The sequence below is a fragment of the Romboutsia sp. LXY-2 genome (assembly GCF_056171995.1).
In genome coordinates this window covers 121,206-135,477 of the sequence record NZ_JBKFGI010000001.1, presented here as the reverse complement: position 1 = coordinate 135,477, position 14,272 = coordinate 121,206, and the positions used below count along the sequence as shown (strand labels likewise).

12 protein-coding genes are annotated in these 14,272 nt (G+C 29.9%); 7 read left to right on the top strand and 5 right to left on the bottom strand.

The window, feature by feature from the left end; genetic code table 11:
* Positions 1 to 72 precede the first annotated feature (72 nt).
* The 6 genes from ACI48P_RS00650 to ACI48P_RS00625 all read left to right on the top strand — a co-directional run bounded on the left by ACI48P_RS00650 (position 73) and on the right by ACI48P_RS00625 (position 6,510).
* A complete protein-coding gene (locus ACI48P_RS00650) occupies positions 73 to 1,251 on the top strand; it encodes a M20 metallopeptidase family protein (protein WP_475214108.1) in 1,179 nt (392 codons plus the stop codon).
* Between the two features lie 122 nt (positions 1,252 to 1,373).
* A complete protein-coding gene (locus ACI48P_RS00645) occupies positions 1,374 to 1,880 on the top strand; it encodes a TRAP transporter small permease (RefSeq protein WP_475212446.1) in 507 nt (168 codons plus the stop codon).
* A 16-nt stretch (positions 1,881 to 1,896) separates the two neighbouring features.
* Positions 1,897 to 3,174 carry a TRAP transporter large permease gene (locus tag ACI48P_RS00640; RefSeq protein WP_475212444.1) on the top strand — a complete coding sequence of 426 codons (1,278 nt, stop codon included), beginning with the start codon at positions 1,897 to 1,899 and terminating at the stop codon, positions 3,172 to 3,174.
* 28 nt (positions 3,175 to 3,202) lie between these two features.
* Complete coding sequence (locus ACI48P_RS00635) at positions 3,203 to 4,264, top strand: DctP family TRAP transporter solute-binding subunit (RefSeq protein WP_475212442.1); 1,062 nt, start codon at positions 3,203 to 3,205, stop codon at positions 4,262 to 4,264.
* Positions 4,265 to 4,358: 94 nt separating this feature from the next.
* A complete protein-coding gene (locus ACI48P_RS00630) occupies positions 4,359 to 5,768 on the top strand; it encodes an aldehyde dehydrogenase family protein (RefSeq protein ID WP_475212440.1) in 1,410 nt (469 codons plus the stop codon).
* A gap of 76 nt (positions 5,769 to 5,844) precedes the next feature.
* A complete protein-coding gene (locus tag ACI48P_RS00625; RefSeq protein ID WP_475212438.1) occupies positions 5,845 to 6,510 on the top strand; it encodes a GntR family transcriptional regulator in 666 nt (221 codons plus the stop codon).
* Positions 6,511 to 6,605: 95 nt separating this feature from the next.
* Here the strand turns inward: ACI48P_RS00625 and ACI48P_RS00620 are convergent, their stop codons facing one another.
* From ACI48P_RS00620 to ACI48P_RS00600, 5 genes are read right to left on the bottom strand one after another with little or no spacing between them, the layout of a single operon-like run.
* Positions 6,606 to 8,177 (bottom strand): PTS transporter subunit EIIC, encoded by a 1,572-nt coding sequence (locus tag ACI48P_RS00620; protein ID WP_475212436.1) that lies wholly within the window; start codon positions 8,175 to 8,177, stop codon positions 6,606 to 6,608.
* A 47-nt stretch (positions 8,178 to 8,224) separates the two neighbouring features.
* Positions 8,225 to 9,409 carry a MalY/PatB family protein gene (locus ACI48P_RS00615; RefSeq protein WP_475212435.1) on the bottom strand — a complete coding sequence of 395 codons (1,185 nt, stop codon included), beginning with the start codon at positions 9,407 to 9,409 and terminating at the stop codon, positions 8,225 to 8,227.
* Positions 9,410 to 9,438: 29 nt separating this feature from the next.
* A complete protein-coding gene (locus ACI48P_RS00610; RefSeq protein ID WP_475212433.1) occupies positions 9,439 to 10,806 on the bottom strand; it encodes a fructose-specific PTS transporter subunit EIIC in 1,368 nt (455 codons plus the stop codon).
* 11 nt (positions 10,807 to 10,817) lie between these two features.
* Complete coding sequence (locus tag ACI48P_RS00605; RefSeq protein WP_475212431.1) at positions 10,818 to 11,249, bottom strand: PTS sugar transporter subunit IIA; 432 nt, start codon at positions 11,247 to 11,249, stop codon at positions 10,818 to 10,820.
* On the bottom strand, positions 11,239 to 13,125 hold the full coding sequence (locus tag ACI48P_RS00600; RefSeq protein ID WP_475212429.1) for a BglG family transcription antiterminator: 1,887 nt from the start codon (positions 13,123 to 13,125) through the stop codon (positions 11,239 to 11,241). Before ACI48P_RS00600 ends, ACI48P_RS00605 begins: the two co-directional genes overlap by 11 nt.
* Positions 13,126 to 13,595: 470 nt before the next feature.
* On the opposite strand from ACI48P_RS00600, the gene ACI48P_RS00595 reads away from it, so the two are divergent.
* Positions 13,596 to 14,255, top strand: coding sequence for a hypothetical protein (locus ACI48P_RS00595; protein ID WP_475212427.1), 660 nt, complete (start codon positions 13,596 to 13,598; stop codon positions 14,253 to 14,255).
* Positions 14,256 to 14,272 lie beyond the last annotated feature (17 nt).

The following is a 14,272-nucleotide window of genomic DNA, read 5'->3' as shown; positions in this document are numbered from 1 at the left end:
TATGAAAAGTGCTATATAGGTAGAGTGATTTTGCGCTATATATATAGCACTATATATAAGAACTATGAAAGGATGAGTCTTTTGGATATAAAGTCAACTGTTAAGGGGTATGAGAGAGAAGTTATAGATTTGAGAAGAGAATTTCACGAAAATCCAGAGTTAGGATATGAAGAAGTAGAAACATCAAAGAAAATCTATAATTATTTAAAAGATTTAGATATAGAGGTAAGTACTATATGTAAAACAGGAGTTGTTGGATTAATAAAGGGAAAAAATTTTGGAAAAACAATTTTATTAAGAGCAGATATAGATGCATTGCCTGTGTTAGAAGAAACAGAGGTAGATTATAAATCAAAAAATCATGGAAACATGCATGCGTGTGGACACGATGCACATACAGCAATGTTATTAGTAGCGGCTAAAATATTAAGTAAAAATAAAGATAAGTTAAATGGAAATGTAAAGTTATTATTTCAACCAAATGAAGAAGGGTCGTCATCTCTTGATACTATAAAAGAAGGAATATTAGAAAATCCTAAAGTAGACGCAGCATCAGCCATACATATATGGACTCAACTTGAGAGCGGCAAAATCGGAATATCAAATGGTGCGGTTATGGCGGCGTTAGAAGAATTTAAGATTACTATAAAAGGAAGAGGAGGTCACACTGGATCACCTCACACTGCTATAGATCCAATAATAGCATCAGCACAAATTATTCAATCGTCCCAACAAATTCAGACTAGAGTATTAGACCCACGAGAGCCAACAGTTATAATGTTTGGTAGAGTGGATGCGGGTAATGCCTGTAATGTAATACCTGAAAGTGCAGTATTAGAAGGTACATTAAGGTTTTTATATAAAGATGAAGATAAGAAAAGAAAGTTACTAAAAGAAGAGTTTGAAAAGATAATTAAAGGAGTATGCTATTTGTCTGGTACTGAATATGAAATTGAATACTTTAATCCAAGTCCAGCTATAATAAATAATTCAGATATGGTGGAGCTAGCTAGAAAGTCTGCATTAAAAACAGTTAATGGTAGTGAAGTTGTTGAGTATTCTTATATAGCAGGGGAAGATTTTGCTGAGTTTTCTAAAGTGATTCCAAGTGTTTTCTATTTCTTAGGTACGGGTAATAAAGATAAAAAAACTGATTATCCTCATCACCATCCAAAGTTTAATATAGATGAAGATAATCTGATAGTAGGAGTAGAAATGCATGTAAGAAATACACTAACATATTTAACATAATTTAGATTTTTTTCTAAAATAAACTTATTTAGTTTCTAAGTTGTTAAATAAGTTTATACTAACAGCTATTAAAGATTTATGACTTTGGGGTATTGCTTTCATTATTATACAAGGGGGTAAATATGAAAAAATCAAAGTTAGAGTTAGTTTATAAAATAGAAGAATGGTTACTAGCTATATCGATAGGTATAATAGCTGTAGTTTTAATTGGTAATGTTTTATCAAGATTAATTACAGGATCGACCTGGTATTTTGCAGAAGAAGTATGTCAGATTATGGTCATTTTTTCAAGTTTTATGGGATTAGCATATGCAGCAAGAAATAATAAACATATAAATATGTCAGCAATAATAGATCTACTACCAAAAGAAAAGAGAAAAATAGTTGAAAACATAATATATTCTACAACTTCAGTGGTTTGCTTTTATATGGGATATTTAAGTATATTATATTCTATAAGAGTAGGAGAACTTGAAAGAGTTACACCTGCGCTTCAATTACCTTACTATATAAATACAGGTATAGTAGCTATTGGATTTTTACTATGTGGGCTAACGTATGTTATAAAATTTATAGAATGTATGAGAGAAGGCAAAGAAAATACTCCGGATAAAGCCAAAAATATATAGGGGGGGAGAATATAATATGGAGATTTTATTAGTAGTAATAATGTTGGTATTATTATTTATGGGATATCCCCTAATGATACCGTTAATAGTAGCTCCTTTATTTTTACTTTTAACAACTATGCAAAATGTAGAACCATTTATTGTAATACAACAACTAGTAGCGGGTGTATCACCATTTGTTTTATTATCTGTACCTATGTTTATGCTTGCTGCAGACATAATGTGTGTAGGTCAAACTTCGAGAAGATTATTAGACTTAGTTGAGACTTTTGTTGGTCATATTAGTGGAGGTCTTGCTATTACAACTGCTGCAACTTGTACATTATTTGGAGCTATATCTGGTTCCACTCAAGCAACAGTAGTTGCAATAGGTAAACCTATGCATGAAAGACTTTCTGAGTCTAAATATAAAGATAAAGATTCATTGGCTTTAATAATATCATCATCTATAATAGCACTTCTTATACCTCCTAGTATATCAATGATTATGTATGGTGTTGTGACAGGTACATCGGTAGGAGATTTATTTATAGCAGGTATATTACCAGGACTATTTATATTAGCAACATTTTCAATATATTCTTTTTTCTTTGCAAAGAAAGCTAACATACCAAGAGCAAAGAAGTCCACAAAAGAAGAGAAAATCAATTCAATAAAAAAAGCGATTGCTCCACTTGGATTTCCTATAATAATATTTGTCGGTATATATTCAGGAATGTTCAGTCCGACAGAGGCATCTGCTATGTCAGTACTGTATGCATTGATACTTGAACTTTTCGTATTTAGATCAATAAAATTAAAAGATTTAAAAGATATACTGTTATCTACAGCAGTAGTTACATCGGCGATATTTATATTATTAGCTGCAGGTCAAATATTTTCTTGGGTTATGTCATATGCAAAAATACCAGAAATGCTTACAGGCACATTATTAGGTGGAAACCCATCTGCTTTTAAAGTATTAGTAGTAATTACAATATTCTTCTTTATTGGATGTATGTTTGTAGACTCTCTGGTTGTAATAATAGTACTTACACCAATATTTTACCCAATAGCTGTTCAAGCCGGAATAGACCCAGTTCACCTAGGTATAATAGTTACACTACAAGCAGCAATAGGATCTGTTACACCACCATTTGGATGTAATATATTTACTGCATGTGTGGTATTTAGCAAGAAATTCATGGAGGTAGTGTCAGGATTAAAACCATATTTACTAATGTTAATTTTATGTACAGTAATAATAACCGTATTACCTCAATTATCATTAATATTACTAAATATAACCAAGTAAAAAATATTAATCCATGGAAGGTGAATTTATGATAAAGAAATTAATAGTTACTATTACCTCAATTATGTTGTGTATTGGTATTAGTGGTTGTACTAGTGAAGATAGTAATAATTTAGAGTCTTACTATGATAAGGAGAAAGATAAGTATATATTTAGACTTGTCCATGAAGAAAGTCCAATTAGTTTGCAAGCTGAATATGCATATAAATTTGCAGAGTTAATAGATGAAAAATCAAATGGTAAAATAGGAATTGAAATATATCCAGTAAATCAAATAGGAGATGCACTACAACAAGCAGAATTATTACAAAATGGTGGTGTGGATTTTGCTATTATGTCACCTGGAAATATAGGTACATTAGTTCCAGAATCAAATATATTTTCTCTTCATTTCTTATTCACGGATGATATGGAGACTAATATGAAAATATTAAAAGAAAGTAAGGCAATAAATGAATTACTTAGTGAAAGATATTTAGAAAAAGATATAAAAGTACTTTCTTATTGGCAGGAAGGATTTCAGCAATGGACTTCAAATAAAGAGCTTAATTCACCAGATGCTTTTAAAAATCTAAAAATAAGAACAATGCAATCACCAATATTATTAGCTTCATACGAGGCTTATGGTGCAAATCCAACACCAATGCCATATATGGAGGTGTATAGCGGATTACAACTTAAAATGATAGATGCACAAGAAAACCCGCTGTCAGCAATTGAAGAAATGAAGTTTACAGAAGTTCAAGACTATTTGACATTATCAAATCCTAGTTTATATGTAGCTACGACTTGTACAAATCCAGAATTCTTTGATGGGTTGCCTAAAGAACTTCAAGACTTGATATTAGAAGTTGTAGATGAAATGCATTATGAATCATATTTAATTGAGCAAAATTTAAATAATAATGCTCTAGAAAAAATGTTAGATAGTACGGATGTAGAACTAAAAGAGCTTACCGAAGAAGAACGTGTAGCTTTTAAAGAAAAATCATCATATGCGTATGAAAAATATATCAAAATGTATGGAGAACATGCTGAGGCAATATTAGAATTGTTGATAGAAGAGGTTGAAGATATAAATAATAATTAAACTTATGATAATTATATAAAAAATAAAATTGAATTTATGGACGGTAAACATTGGTCGATAATCGATAAACTACAAATTTAAGGGGGATAACAATATGAACTTTGAAAAGTTATATATTAATGGAGAATGGATAGATGGAAGTAGTAATGAGTTTATAGAAATCGAAAATCCTGCTAATAAAGAAATAATAGCAAAAGTCCCAAGAGGGAATAAAGAAGATGTAAATAAAGCTGTTGCTAGTGCTAAAGAAGCATTTAATACATGGCAATATGAAACTTTAGAAAATAGAATCACATTAATGCAAAAAGTGGTAGATGGATTAAAAGAAAATCGAGAACTATTAATAGAGACTATAACTAAAGAGTTAGGGTCACCCTATAAAGTATCAAGAGATGTTCATGTAGATCCGTTTATATTAGAAGCCGAAAATTATATTAAAATTGCTAAAGAATTTGAATATGAAAAGAAATTAACAGGTTCAATTATTAGGAGAGAACCTGTAGGTATAGTTGGGGGATTGACTCCATGGAATTTCCCGTTAGAGCAAATAGTAAAAAAAGTTGTTCCAGCTTTACTTGCTGGTAACTGTGTAGTACTAAAACCTAGTCAAATGACTCCATTAACAGCTTATATATTAACAGAAATGATAGATAAAGCAGGATATCCAAATGGGGTATACAACTTAGTCTGTGGAAGAGGAGGAGAAGTTGGAAATGCGCTTGCTATTCATGAGGATGTAGATATGATATCATTTACAGGGTCAACAGAAGCAGGAAGAGAAGTTGCAAGACTTGCACTTAATACTATAAAGAAACTTGCACTTGAACTTGGAGGAAAATCAGCTACTATATTATTACAAGGTGGAGATTATGAATTGGGTGTTAAATCTACATTAGATACGGTATACTTAAATACGGGGCAAACTTGTAATGCATTTACTAGATTATTAGTTCCAAGAGAAGATTTAAAATCAGTTGAAGAAATAATATTAAAGCAAACTGATGACTACAAATTTGGTACTCCAGATGATAAGACTGTTGATATAGGACCTTTGGCATCAAAAAAGCAATTCGATAGAGTTAAAGAGTATATAGAAATTGGTGTAAGAGAAGGTGCTAGAATGCTCCTAGGAGAATTACCAAAAGGTTGTGAAAAGGGATATTATATAAAACCAGTAGTATTTACTGATGTTAATAATAATATGCAAATAGCCCAAGAAGAAATATTTGGTCCAGTCCTAGTTGTTATACCTTATGATGGTGAAGAAAATGCAATAGATATAGCAAATAATAGTATATATGGATTAGCAGGAGCTGTATTTGGTCCTGAAAATGAAGCCAATGAAGTAGCAAGAAAAATGAGAACAGGAACAGTATACGTAAATAAAGGTGAGTGGGATGTAGATGCACCTTTTGGAGGATATAAGCAATCAGGTCTTGGAAGAGAAGGTGGTGAAGAGGGATACTCTGAATTTTTAGAAGTAAAGAGTATATATGTAAAATAGAGTTATAATAATAAAGTTATTGAAATACTTAGGTAAAAGCTAAGTATTTCAATAACCTAAGATGTGGGGAGGATTCATGGAAAATAATTACTATCAATTAAATTCTAGTTTAAGCAATGTAGTAATAGATTACATAACAGAAAAAATATTTAAAGGTGAGTATAAAGCAGGAGACAGAATAATAGAAAGAACAATTGCTGAGGACTTACAGATAAGTAGATCTCCAATAAGAGAAGCTATAAAAGTACTTCAGCAACAAGGATTGATAGAATTCTCTCCAAGAAAAGGAAGCTGTGTACCTATGAAGTCAAAAGAGGATATTCAAGAAATATTTTCAATAAGATGTTCACTTGAGGGTGATATTATAAAAATCCTTATTAAAGAAGATATCTTAAATGAAAATGACTTTAGGTATATGGAAAAAATAACATCAGAAATGGATGAGATAGCAAGTTCTAGTAAGGATATATCTAGTAAAGTTTATGAAATGAGTAAAAAAGATATAGAATTTCATAGATATATATGGAATAGATCGGGAAGTAAGTTACGAATAAAAATTTTAAATGACATGTATCTAAATTTACAGCTTGCGATGATATTGGATACTAATATAGAGCAAAATATTGATGAAAGCGGATTAGAGCATAGATTAATAATTGATGGATTAAAGAAAAAAGATATAGAGAAAACAAATGAGTATTTGATTAATCATATAATTAGTTATAGACAAAGTATTTTATAATGTGAAAAGGTATTGTATATAAGCTAAGATAATAAAAAAAATTCACTATAGACAAAAATTAAGTAAAGGGTGTCGCAAAACGCGACACCCTTTATTTATGCTAAAGCTAACTGCTTGTTAGTAGCATTTTTTATAACATTTACAGATGGACCATATACAACTTGTATATTATGTTCATCAACTTTTACAATACCCATGCATCCTGTTGTTTGAAGTTTAGCTTCATCAACTAAGCTCATATCCTTAACAGTAACACGAAGTCTAGTCATACAACAATCTACAACATCTAAGTTATCCTTACCACCAAGGCCTGCTATTATAACCTTAGCTTTTAAAACAGTTGGGTCAGCATTTTTATCTGCATCATCCACCATTTCCATGTTTTGATCATATTCTCCACCTCTACCTGGAGTCTTAACATCAAACTTAACTATCCACCATCTGAATAAGAAGTAACATCCAAGTCCAAATGGTATACCTAGTAATAATAGTATAAAGAATCTAGATTCTGGTCTTAATACACCGTATAAAACAAGTCCTATTAAGTTAGGTTCAGATCCGCCCATACCAGTTTGAAGTATGAAACTTATCATGAAACTTAAACCAGTTATTATAGCATATATAAAGTATAATATTGGAGATGCAAACATAAATGCAAACTCTACTGGCTCAGTAACTGCAGCTATTAATATAGAGAATACTCCTGTAAGTAATAAAGGCTTTATAGATTTTCTATTTTCTGGCTTAGCAGTGTGGTACATTGCAAGTGCTATTGCTGGAAGTCCAAATAATGTCATTGGAACTTGTCCACCTCTTAAGAACTTAACCATTTCTGCTATTGTAGTTCCATCAGGTAATACGTTTGTTGATAAGTAGTAGTTGTAAGCAAGTCTTGAACCTTCTATTACGTTACCATCTGGGAAAGCATATACTCCTGATACTGCTGTATCTCTTATAACTGCATTCCAAACGTGGTGAAGTCCTGTTGGTATTAATAATCTTTCACCAAATCCATATAAGAATGGTGCAAATACTCCTGCATTAGCAACACCTTGTGCAGCTGTGTTTATTGCTGCAGAAACTCCAGCCCATATGAATGGGAATACTTGTCCTAATAATACGAATAATACTGCACAAGCTATTGGTACGAATCTATTTCCACCAAAGAATGATATAGCCATTGGTAATTGTATCTTGTGAGTTCTGTTGTGGATGTAAGAAGCAAGTAAACCTACTACTATACCACCAACCATACCTGTATCTATTGTTTGGATACCAAGTATTGGCTTTAAAGTTGCTTCTGGGAACATAGCGGCTACTTCAGGCTTAAAGCTTATTAAAGTACCCATACCCATTAAGAATGCTAAGTAACCTACTAGCCCTCCTAAAGCAGCGAATTCTTTATCTTCCTTAGCCATAGCAAATGCTAAAGCTACTGCAAATAGTAGAGAAATATTGTTCATCATAACGTTTGCTATAGTACTCATTAAGTTTGCAAAGTATTGAACACCAGGCGTGTTAAGGAAAGGAATCATTTCCTTTAATTGATCATGCCATAAGAAAACTGATGCTAATCCTAGTAACATAGATGCAAATGATATCAATGTTATAGGTAATAAGAAAGCTCTAGAAAGCTTTTGGAAAAAATTAAATAATTTCTGTTTCATGTCTCATTCTCCTCCAAGTTGTAATATATATGAAATATTATTTCAAACTAATTTAAATTGTTTATAAACTTTTCTATTCTATCTAAGGCATTACATACGTTATCTTTTTGTGTGCCTAGATTTAGTCTTATAAACTTATCCCCATCTTGTACAAAGTGCGAGCCATCTTCTACTAATACACCAGTCTCAAGAGCTAATTTATTAGTAAATTCTGTTGCACTAATGTTTAATTCACTTATATCTACCCAAGCTAAATATGATGATTCCATTTTCATTAGTTTAAGCATTGGTAGTTTGTTATTTATAAAGCTTTCTACTGTATTGTAGTTTTCTTTTATATAATCATTAACTTCAGACAACCAATATCTACATTCATCATAAGCAGTTATCAACCCTATAATTCCAAATACGTTAGGTGATGTTATAGAGTTTTGAGTTAATTTATCTCTAAATGTTTTTCTTATTTTTTCGCTTCTAACTATCGAATAAGATGTTTTAAGTCCACCTAAGTTAAAGCCTTTATTTGGTGATGTTAATAATATAATGTTTTTTAATAATTCATTACTTAATTTAAAGATAGATTCAAATTTTCCAAAGTGTATATGTTCTGCATGTACTTCATCTGCAACTAATATTACGCCATTGTCTAAACAAAGTTTTGCAACTTTTTCTATTTCCTCTAAAGTCCATATTCTTCCTGATGGATTGTGAGGAGTACAGAATAACATAAGCTTTGGTTTATGTTCTTTAATTTGTTTTTCTAATCTATCAAAGTTTATATAATATCTGTTATCTATAACATCTAAAGTGTTTTTTATTACATTTACACCTTGTTTTTTAGCAGCTGATTCAAAAGGATCATAAACAGGTGTGTTAAGTATTATGTTGTCACCTTCATTGCAAAAAGCTTGAAGAGTGTAGTGAATAGTTGATACTGTTCCATAAGTCAGAGTTATTTCTTCTTTCTTAATTTCCACATCATGCATATCTTTTTGCCAGTTTATTACTGAATCATAAAACTCGTCATAACAGTATGTGTATCCAAAGACACCACGTTTTATAGCTTCTATAAACTTAGCTTCTATTTGAGAAGGTATCTTAAAGTCCATATCAGCTATCCACATAGGAATGAAGTCTTCATCAACATCTCCAAACTTGCTTCTTATAATATCTAAATCCCATTTTCTACATTTTTCAGAAACACGGTCTGGTTTAAAATTAAAATCATACATAATCTCACCTCTAAATTTCTAATTTATTTTTAAATTTTTGTATATCTTTCTTTAATAAAAATAAGTAATAAAGTATTAATTATAACTCCGACAATAATACATAAATAAAATCCGAAAAATGGAGTTACATTACCTAAAAAAGGATCTATTACATTCGCCCCAGGAGCAATACGTTTTACTCCTAAAAAATTACCTAAAATAGCAGCTACAGATGCTCCTATTATTTGAGATGTTAAAACAGCCTTAGGATCATTTACAGCATAAGCTATTGCAGGTTCAGTAATTCCAAACAACCCAACTATAAATGATGATTTTCCGTTTTCAACTTCCTCTTTATTAAATAAATCAGGTTTTAACATTGTTGCTAGTCCTATTGAAACAGTAGGTAAGATTGTTACTATTGCCACTGTACCAAAGTAAATATAGTTACCTTCTTTAGCCATACTAAGTGCAAATAGATAAGCTGTTTTATTTATAGGACCACCCATATCTAAAACCAACATTATTGCAATTATTACACAAACGATTATAGAACTTGTGGTAGATAGAGAATTCAGAAAGCCCATCATTATACTCATTATGGTACTTACAAAAGGACCTATGAAGTAAAATACTATCGTAATTATAAACAAGGTACTAATAAAAGGAATTACTAAGAAGGACATAGCTGGAGCAAAATTTTTATCTATCTTTATGCTTTTTAGGTATTTTACAAAATAACCAACTAAAAATCCTACTATTATAGCGCCTAAAAAACCTCCGCTATTTACTGTCTGAAGTAGCCTTTCACTAGATACTAAATAACTTCCTAAAAGAGCAGGTATTAAAGCTTGCTTTGATGCTATAGAGTAGGCGATATATGCACCAAGTATTGGTATCATCATCTCAGTACCTATAACACCAATTGAAGTTAGTAAATATGCATATGATCCAATCTGAGGCATTTCTCCTTTTGAGAGTATGGATGAAATAGATATTAATAATCCAGATGCAATAGCAAGTGGAATGATATAAGATACACCAGTCATTATATGCTTGAAAAATCCTATATTTTTATCAGTTCTTTTGCCTTTATAGACTTTGCTTTCTTTTTCAAGATTGTCAAATACTATATTAGGATTTCTTAGTACTTCATTAATATCTTTTCTTAATATTTTTTTACCTAAGAAAGGTTTCATTTCTTCATCAGACAAAGCAATACCTATTGCTAAAACAACATAGTCAGCTTCCTGAATATCTTCCTCTGTAAGTTGTAAATCATTACCTAAAGCGCCTTGAGTTTCGATTTTTATATGATGACCAAGTTTTTTACCTAAGCTAGTAAGTTCTTCAGCTACCATATAAGTATGTGCTACACCGATAGGGCAATTTGTTATGCCCACAATTTTATATCCCATAAAATCACATCCTAGCTTATTGTAGATTTAATTTTATTTATTATTTCTATTTCACTATCTAAGGATTTTAATTCTTTTATAAATTCCTTATTCATTAGTTTCTTGGCCAACTTTGACATAATGCTTAGGTAATTGTTATCTATTTTATTACTAGGTATACCAAGTGTAATAATAAAATCTACATCTTGATTGTCTATAGATTGCCACTGTATTTTGTTTTTTAAGGTACAAATAATAATAAATACTTCTTGTATATCTTCACATTTGCAGTGGGGGATAGCTATAGCATCACCCATGCCTGTACTAAATGTATTTTCTCTTTCTATTAGCCCTTTTAGGAATAGTCTATAATTACTTATAAAACCTTCATCCTCAGCCAGTTTTGCTATATTTGTAAGGGCATCTAATTTATCTCTAAAAACTAAATCTTTTTTAACTATCATAATCATTATCCCTCATTAAAATTTCTATAAAGTTTTCTAAGCTAGTACTTTCACACAAATCATTTACTATTTTTCCTTTTTTTATTCTAGAGTGAATAAAAGGGAATACATGCTTATTTTCTTTTTTATCTGGGTCTAAACAAGCAACAAATACTAGTTTGACTCTTGCATTTCCCCAGTTAATTGGATTTGTTAGAGTACATATAGCTATTGAATTTTTATTTTTTGCTGAAATACAATGAGGTACTGCCACTAAGTTTGAAATCTCTGTAGAAGATAATTTCTCTCTATTTAAAATAATTTCTTTGTCTTCAGAGCTTATAAAATCTTTGTTTACCATGTCTGAGCATACATACTCAAGTAATTGATTTTTATCTTTAACATCTAACCTGTTATAAAATACTTTTTCATTGAAAAGTGATTTTAGATAACCTTGTAAATATATTTTGTTTAGTTCATGCTCTATATTTTGGATATCATCATCATTTAAAACATGTGATACAGTAATTAGAGCCCTATCTTTTATAAGTGGTTTATCAATATTTATTGTAGATATAATAAAATCTATTTCTTCTAAGTTAATATGTTCTAAGTAGTGAACTTGATAACAGCCCAAAACTTCTATTTGAGGAAGGTATCTTCTTAACTTTATTCTTATTAGTTCAGAAGTTCCCATTCCAGTATTACAAACTATTATTGCCTTGTAAGTTGTTTTTTGCTTAGCTCTTTCAATAGATGTTGCAAAGTGTATTGCTATATAACCAACTTCATTAGAATTTATGTTAATATTAAGATTGTTTTCTAAAATACTACATAAATCTAAGGCATAATTAAATGCATCAGGGTAAGACCTTTTTACTTGGTCTAAAATAATATTTTCAACATCAATATTTAAATTGTATCTATGATAAGAATTTAAAATATGGTTAGTTAGACTTGATATAAGTAATGAATCTTCATTTAAAAATGATTTGTATCTAATATCAATTTGTCTTATAGATTCTGAAATAAGTTTTTTTATTTTATCTTTATTAATAATTTCATCAGTTGAATTTATATCATCTGATTTAATTAACACGTTTATATAATTTATTTCATCATCAGATAACCTTACTTTAAAAATATCTTCTAACAAGTTATTAAATTCATTGTCAAATACGCGTTCATAGTTTTTATTTTCAGATAAGCTTTTATCTAAGTTATGATTAAGCTTTGCTCTAAAGCAAGAAACAGCAATGAACTTTGTTAGATATTCTATTTCATAGTCATTTTTATCAATTTTCTTTTCTATAATTTTTCTTTCAATATACTTTTTAAGAACTGCTATAAGTTCGTTATTTACATTTCCTAAGTCCGTTAATAATTGTATTTCATTTGGACTATCTTCTTTAAATAAGTACCTTATATAGCACTTTCTTATATCTTCTTCTTTGCCTTCTAAATAAAGTCCTGTGTAGGGTTTGTATTGGAGATTTATGTTATATTCATCTAACAAATCCCTAATATTAGACAGCTCAGCTTGAAGAGTAGACCTGCTTGTGTATAATTTTGTGGCTATAGAATCTAACTTTATAGGATAATCTTTTAGTATATTTATTAGTAAGTCTATTGTTATAGATGATTTTTTTTCACTTATACCAGTATTCATACTTAAGTATCTATTAAAATCTTCATTAGAAAATATTAATAACTTATATCCTAATCCTTTAGTAGAGTCTATTTTTGCACCATGTTTTTCTAAATCTGCATTAATTGATTTTATATATCTTTTTATAGTTCTTTCGCTTACATTTAAGTATTTAGCTAATGCGCTACTTTGTGTGTAAGTTTCGTTAGATTTAAGATAAGATAGAATCATTTTGTTTTTTTCATTCATAATCTTTCACCTAAGTTAATTATATTTTAAAAATTCGTTTTCCTTAATATGTATAGTTGTCACTTGAAAGTGACAATTTTGCAAAGTACAACAAAATACGACAAAAGAGTTAGTGGATTTTGGTAGTTGTAGTATTATCTATTACCCGAAATATATTTTATTATAAGTGTTATTGATTTGAAAAGATTAAATCTCTGTTGATAAGACAGATGAAAAAACTAGAGATTGCTCTAGTATTAGAGGCTAAGTCTAAGTCAACATAATAGCGCTTAAACATAGTCTCTTTTAAGTATAATAGCGAATGGTTGGTAAAAAATGTATAATATAAGATGGGTATGTAAAATATCAATCTATGAATTTGTAATTAGATAGTGTGAGGATAATTTACAAACGTATAAGTTTTTAGAGGCTAATGGTTGTGAAGTTCAGGGCAACTCTAAGTACAGAACATTAAAATGGGGGTAGAATAAATGGAATTGACACATAAACCATTGATATATTTATTTGACAGTGTTCTTGATAGCGACATACAAAAAGGCATTAGAGATTTTATTTTTTTAGAACTTGGACAGAAAGAAAAATATCAGGCGGATAAACTTTGGATTATAGATCAGAATATTGGTGGAATAGGTGCTTATGCAATGCCAGCAGATCCTCTTAAAAATCCATTTCCGGGTGGGATTGAAAGATCATTGTATAGACCACTGCAATATGTAAGATCTGAAATTGATATGTGTGATATTAGAATACATGCAAGATATGTTGTCCAAAATTGTGGTATGCACTTAGAAACTGTATGTAGACTAGTATTAAAGGCGTATAAAGTATTTGGGGATTTACGATTTCATAATACTACTCTTGGTAAAGCAGTGCAGTTAATAAAAGGGTTAAATATATTAACTAGTAGTACTATTATTGCCCTTGAGAACTTTGTAAAAATATATAATTTATCTAAACACGAGGTTAATCAAGACCAATCTAGAGAGAGACTTTTTAATGCGTATGAGGCTCTTACATCATATTATGCTGCAAGAGTATTAGGAGTACAGCTGTTAAGAAAAATTGAATATAGCAATAGCAGTAATGTTTTTGAAATTAATAATAATACAAAATCACTATTGGTTAATTAGGGTAGATAATTTTGCTA

What these genes read in the sequence shown, in the direction of transcription:
- ACI48P_RS00650 (WP_475214108.1), top strand. Translation starts at nt 73, where the DNA reads ATGAGTCTTTTGGATATAAAGTCAACTGTTAAGGGGTATGAGAGAGAA.
- ACI48P_RS00645 (WP_475212446.1), top strand. Translation starts at nt 1,374, where the DNA reads ATGAAAAAATCAAAGTTAGAGTTAGTTTATAAAATAGAAGAATGGTTA.
- ACI48P_RS00640 (WP_475212444.1), top strand. Translation starts at nt 1,897, where the DNA reads ATGGAGATTTTATTAGTAGTAATAATGTTGGTATTATTATTTATGGGA.
- ACI48P_RS00635 (WP_475212442.1), top strand. Translation starts at nt 3,203, where the DNA reads ATGATAAAGAAATTAATAGTTACTATTACCTCAATTATGTTGTGTATT.
- ACI48P_RS00630 (WP_475212440.1), top strand. Translation starts at nt 4,359, where the DNA reads ATGAACTTTGAAAAGTTATATATTAATGGAGAATGGATAGATGGAAGT.
- ACI48P_RS00625 (WP_475212438.1), top strand. Translation starts at nt 5,845, where the DNA reads ATGGAAAATAATTACTATCAATTAAATTCTAGTTTAAGCAATGTAGTA.
- ACI48P_RS00620 (WP_475212436.1), bottom strand. Translation starts at nt 8,177, where the DNA reads ATGAAACAGAAATTATTTAATTTTTTCCAAAAGCTTTCTAGAGCTTTC.
- ACI48P_RS00615 (WP_475212435.1), bottom strand. Translation starts at nt 9,409, where the DNA reads ATGTATGATTTTAATTTTAAACCAGACCGTGTTTCTGAAAAATGTAGA.
- ACI48P_RS00610 (WP_475212433.1), bottom strand. Translation starts at nt 10,806, where the DNA reads ATGGGATATAAAATTGTGGGCATAACAAATTGCCCTATCGGTGTAGCA.
- ACI48P_RS00605 (WP_475212431.1), bottom strand. Translation starts at nt 11,249, where the DNA reads ATGATAGTTAAAAAAGATTTAGTTTTTAGAGATAAATTAGATGCCCTT.
- ACI48P_RS00600 (WP_475212429.1), bottom strand. Translation starts at nt 13,125, where the DNA reads ATGAATGAAAAAAACAAAATGATTCTATCTTATCTTAAATCTAACGAA.
- ACI48P_RS00595 (WP_475212427.1), top strand. Translation starts at nt 13,596, where the DNA reads ATGGAATTGACACATAAACCATTGATATATTTATTTGACAGTGTTCTT.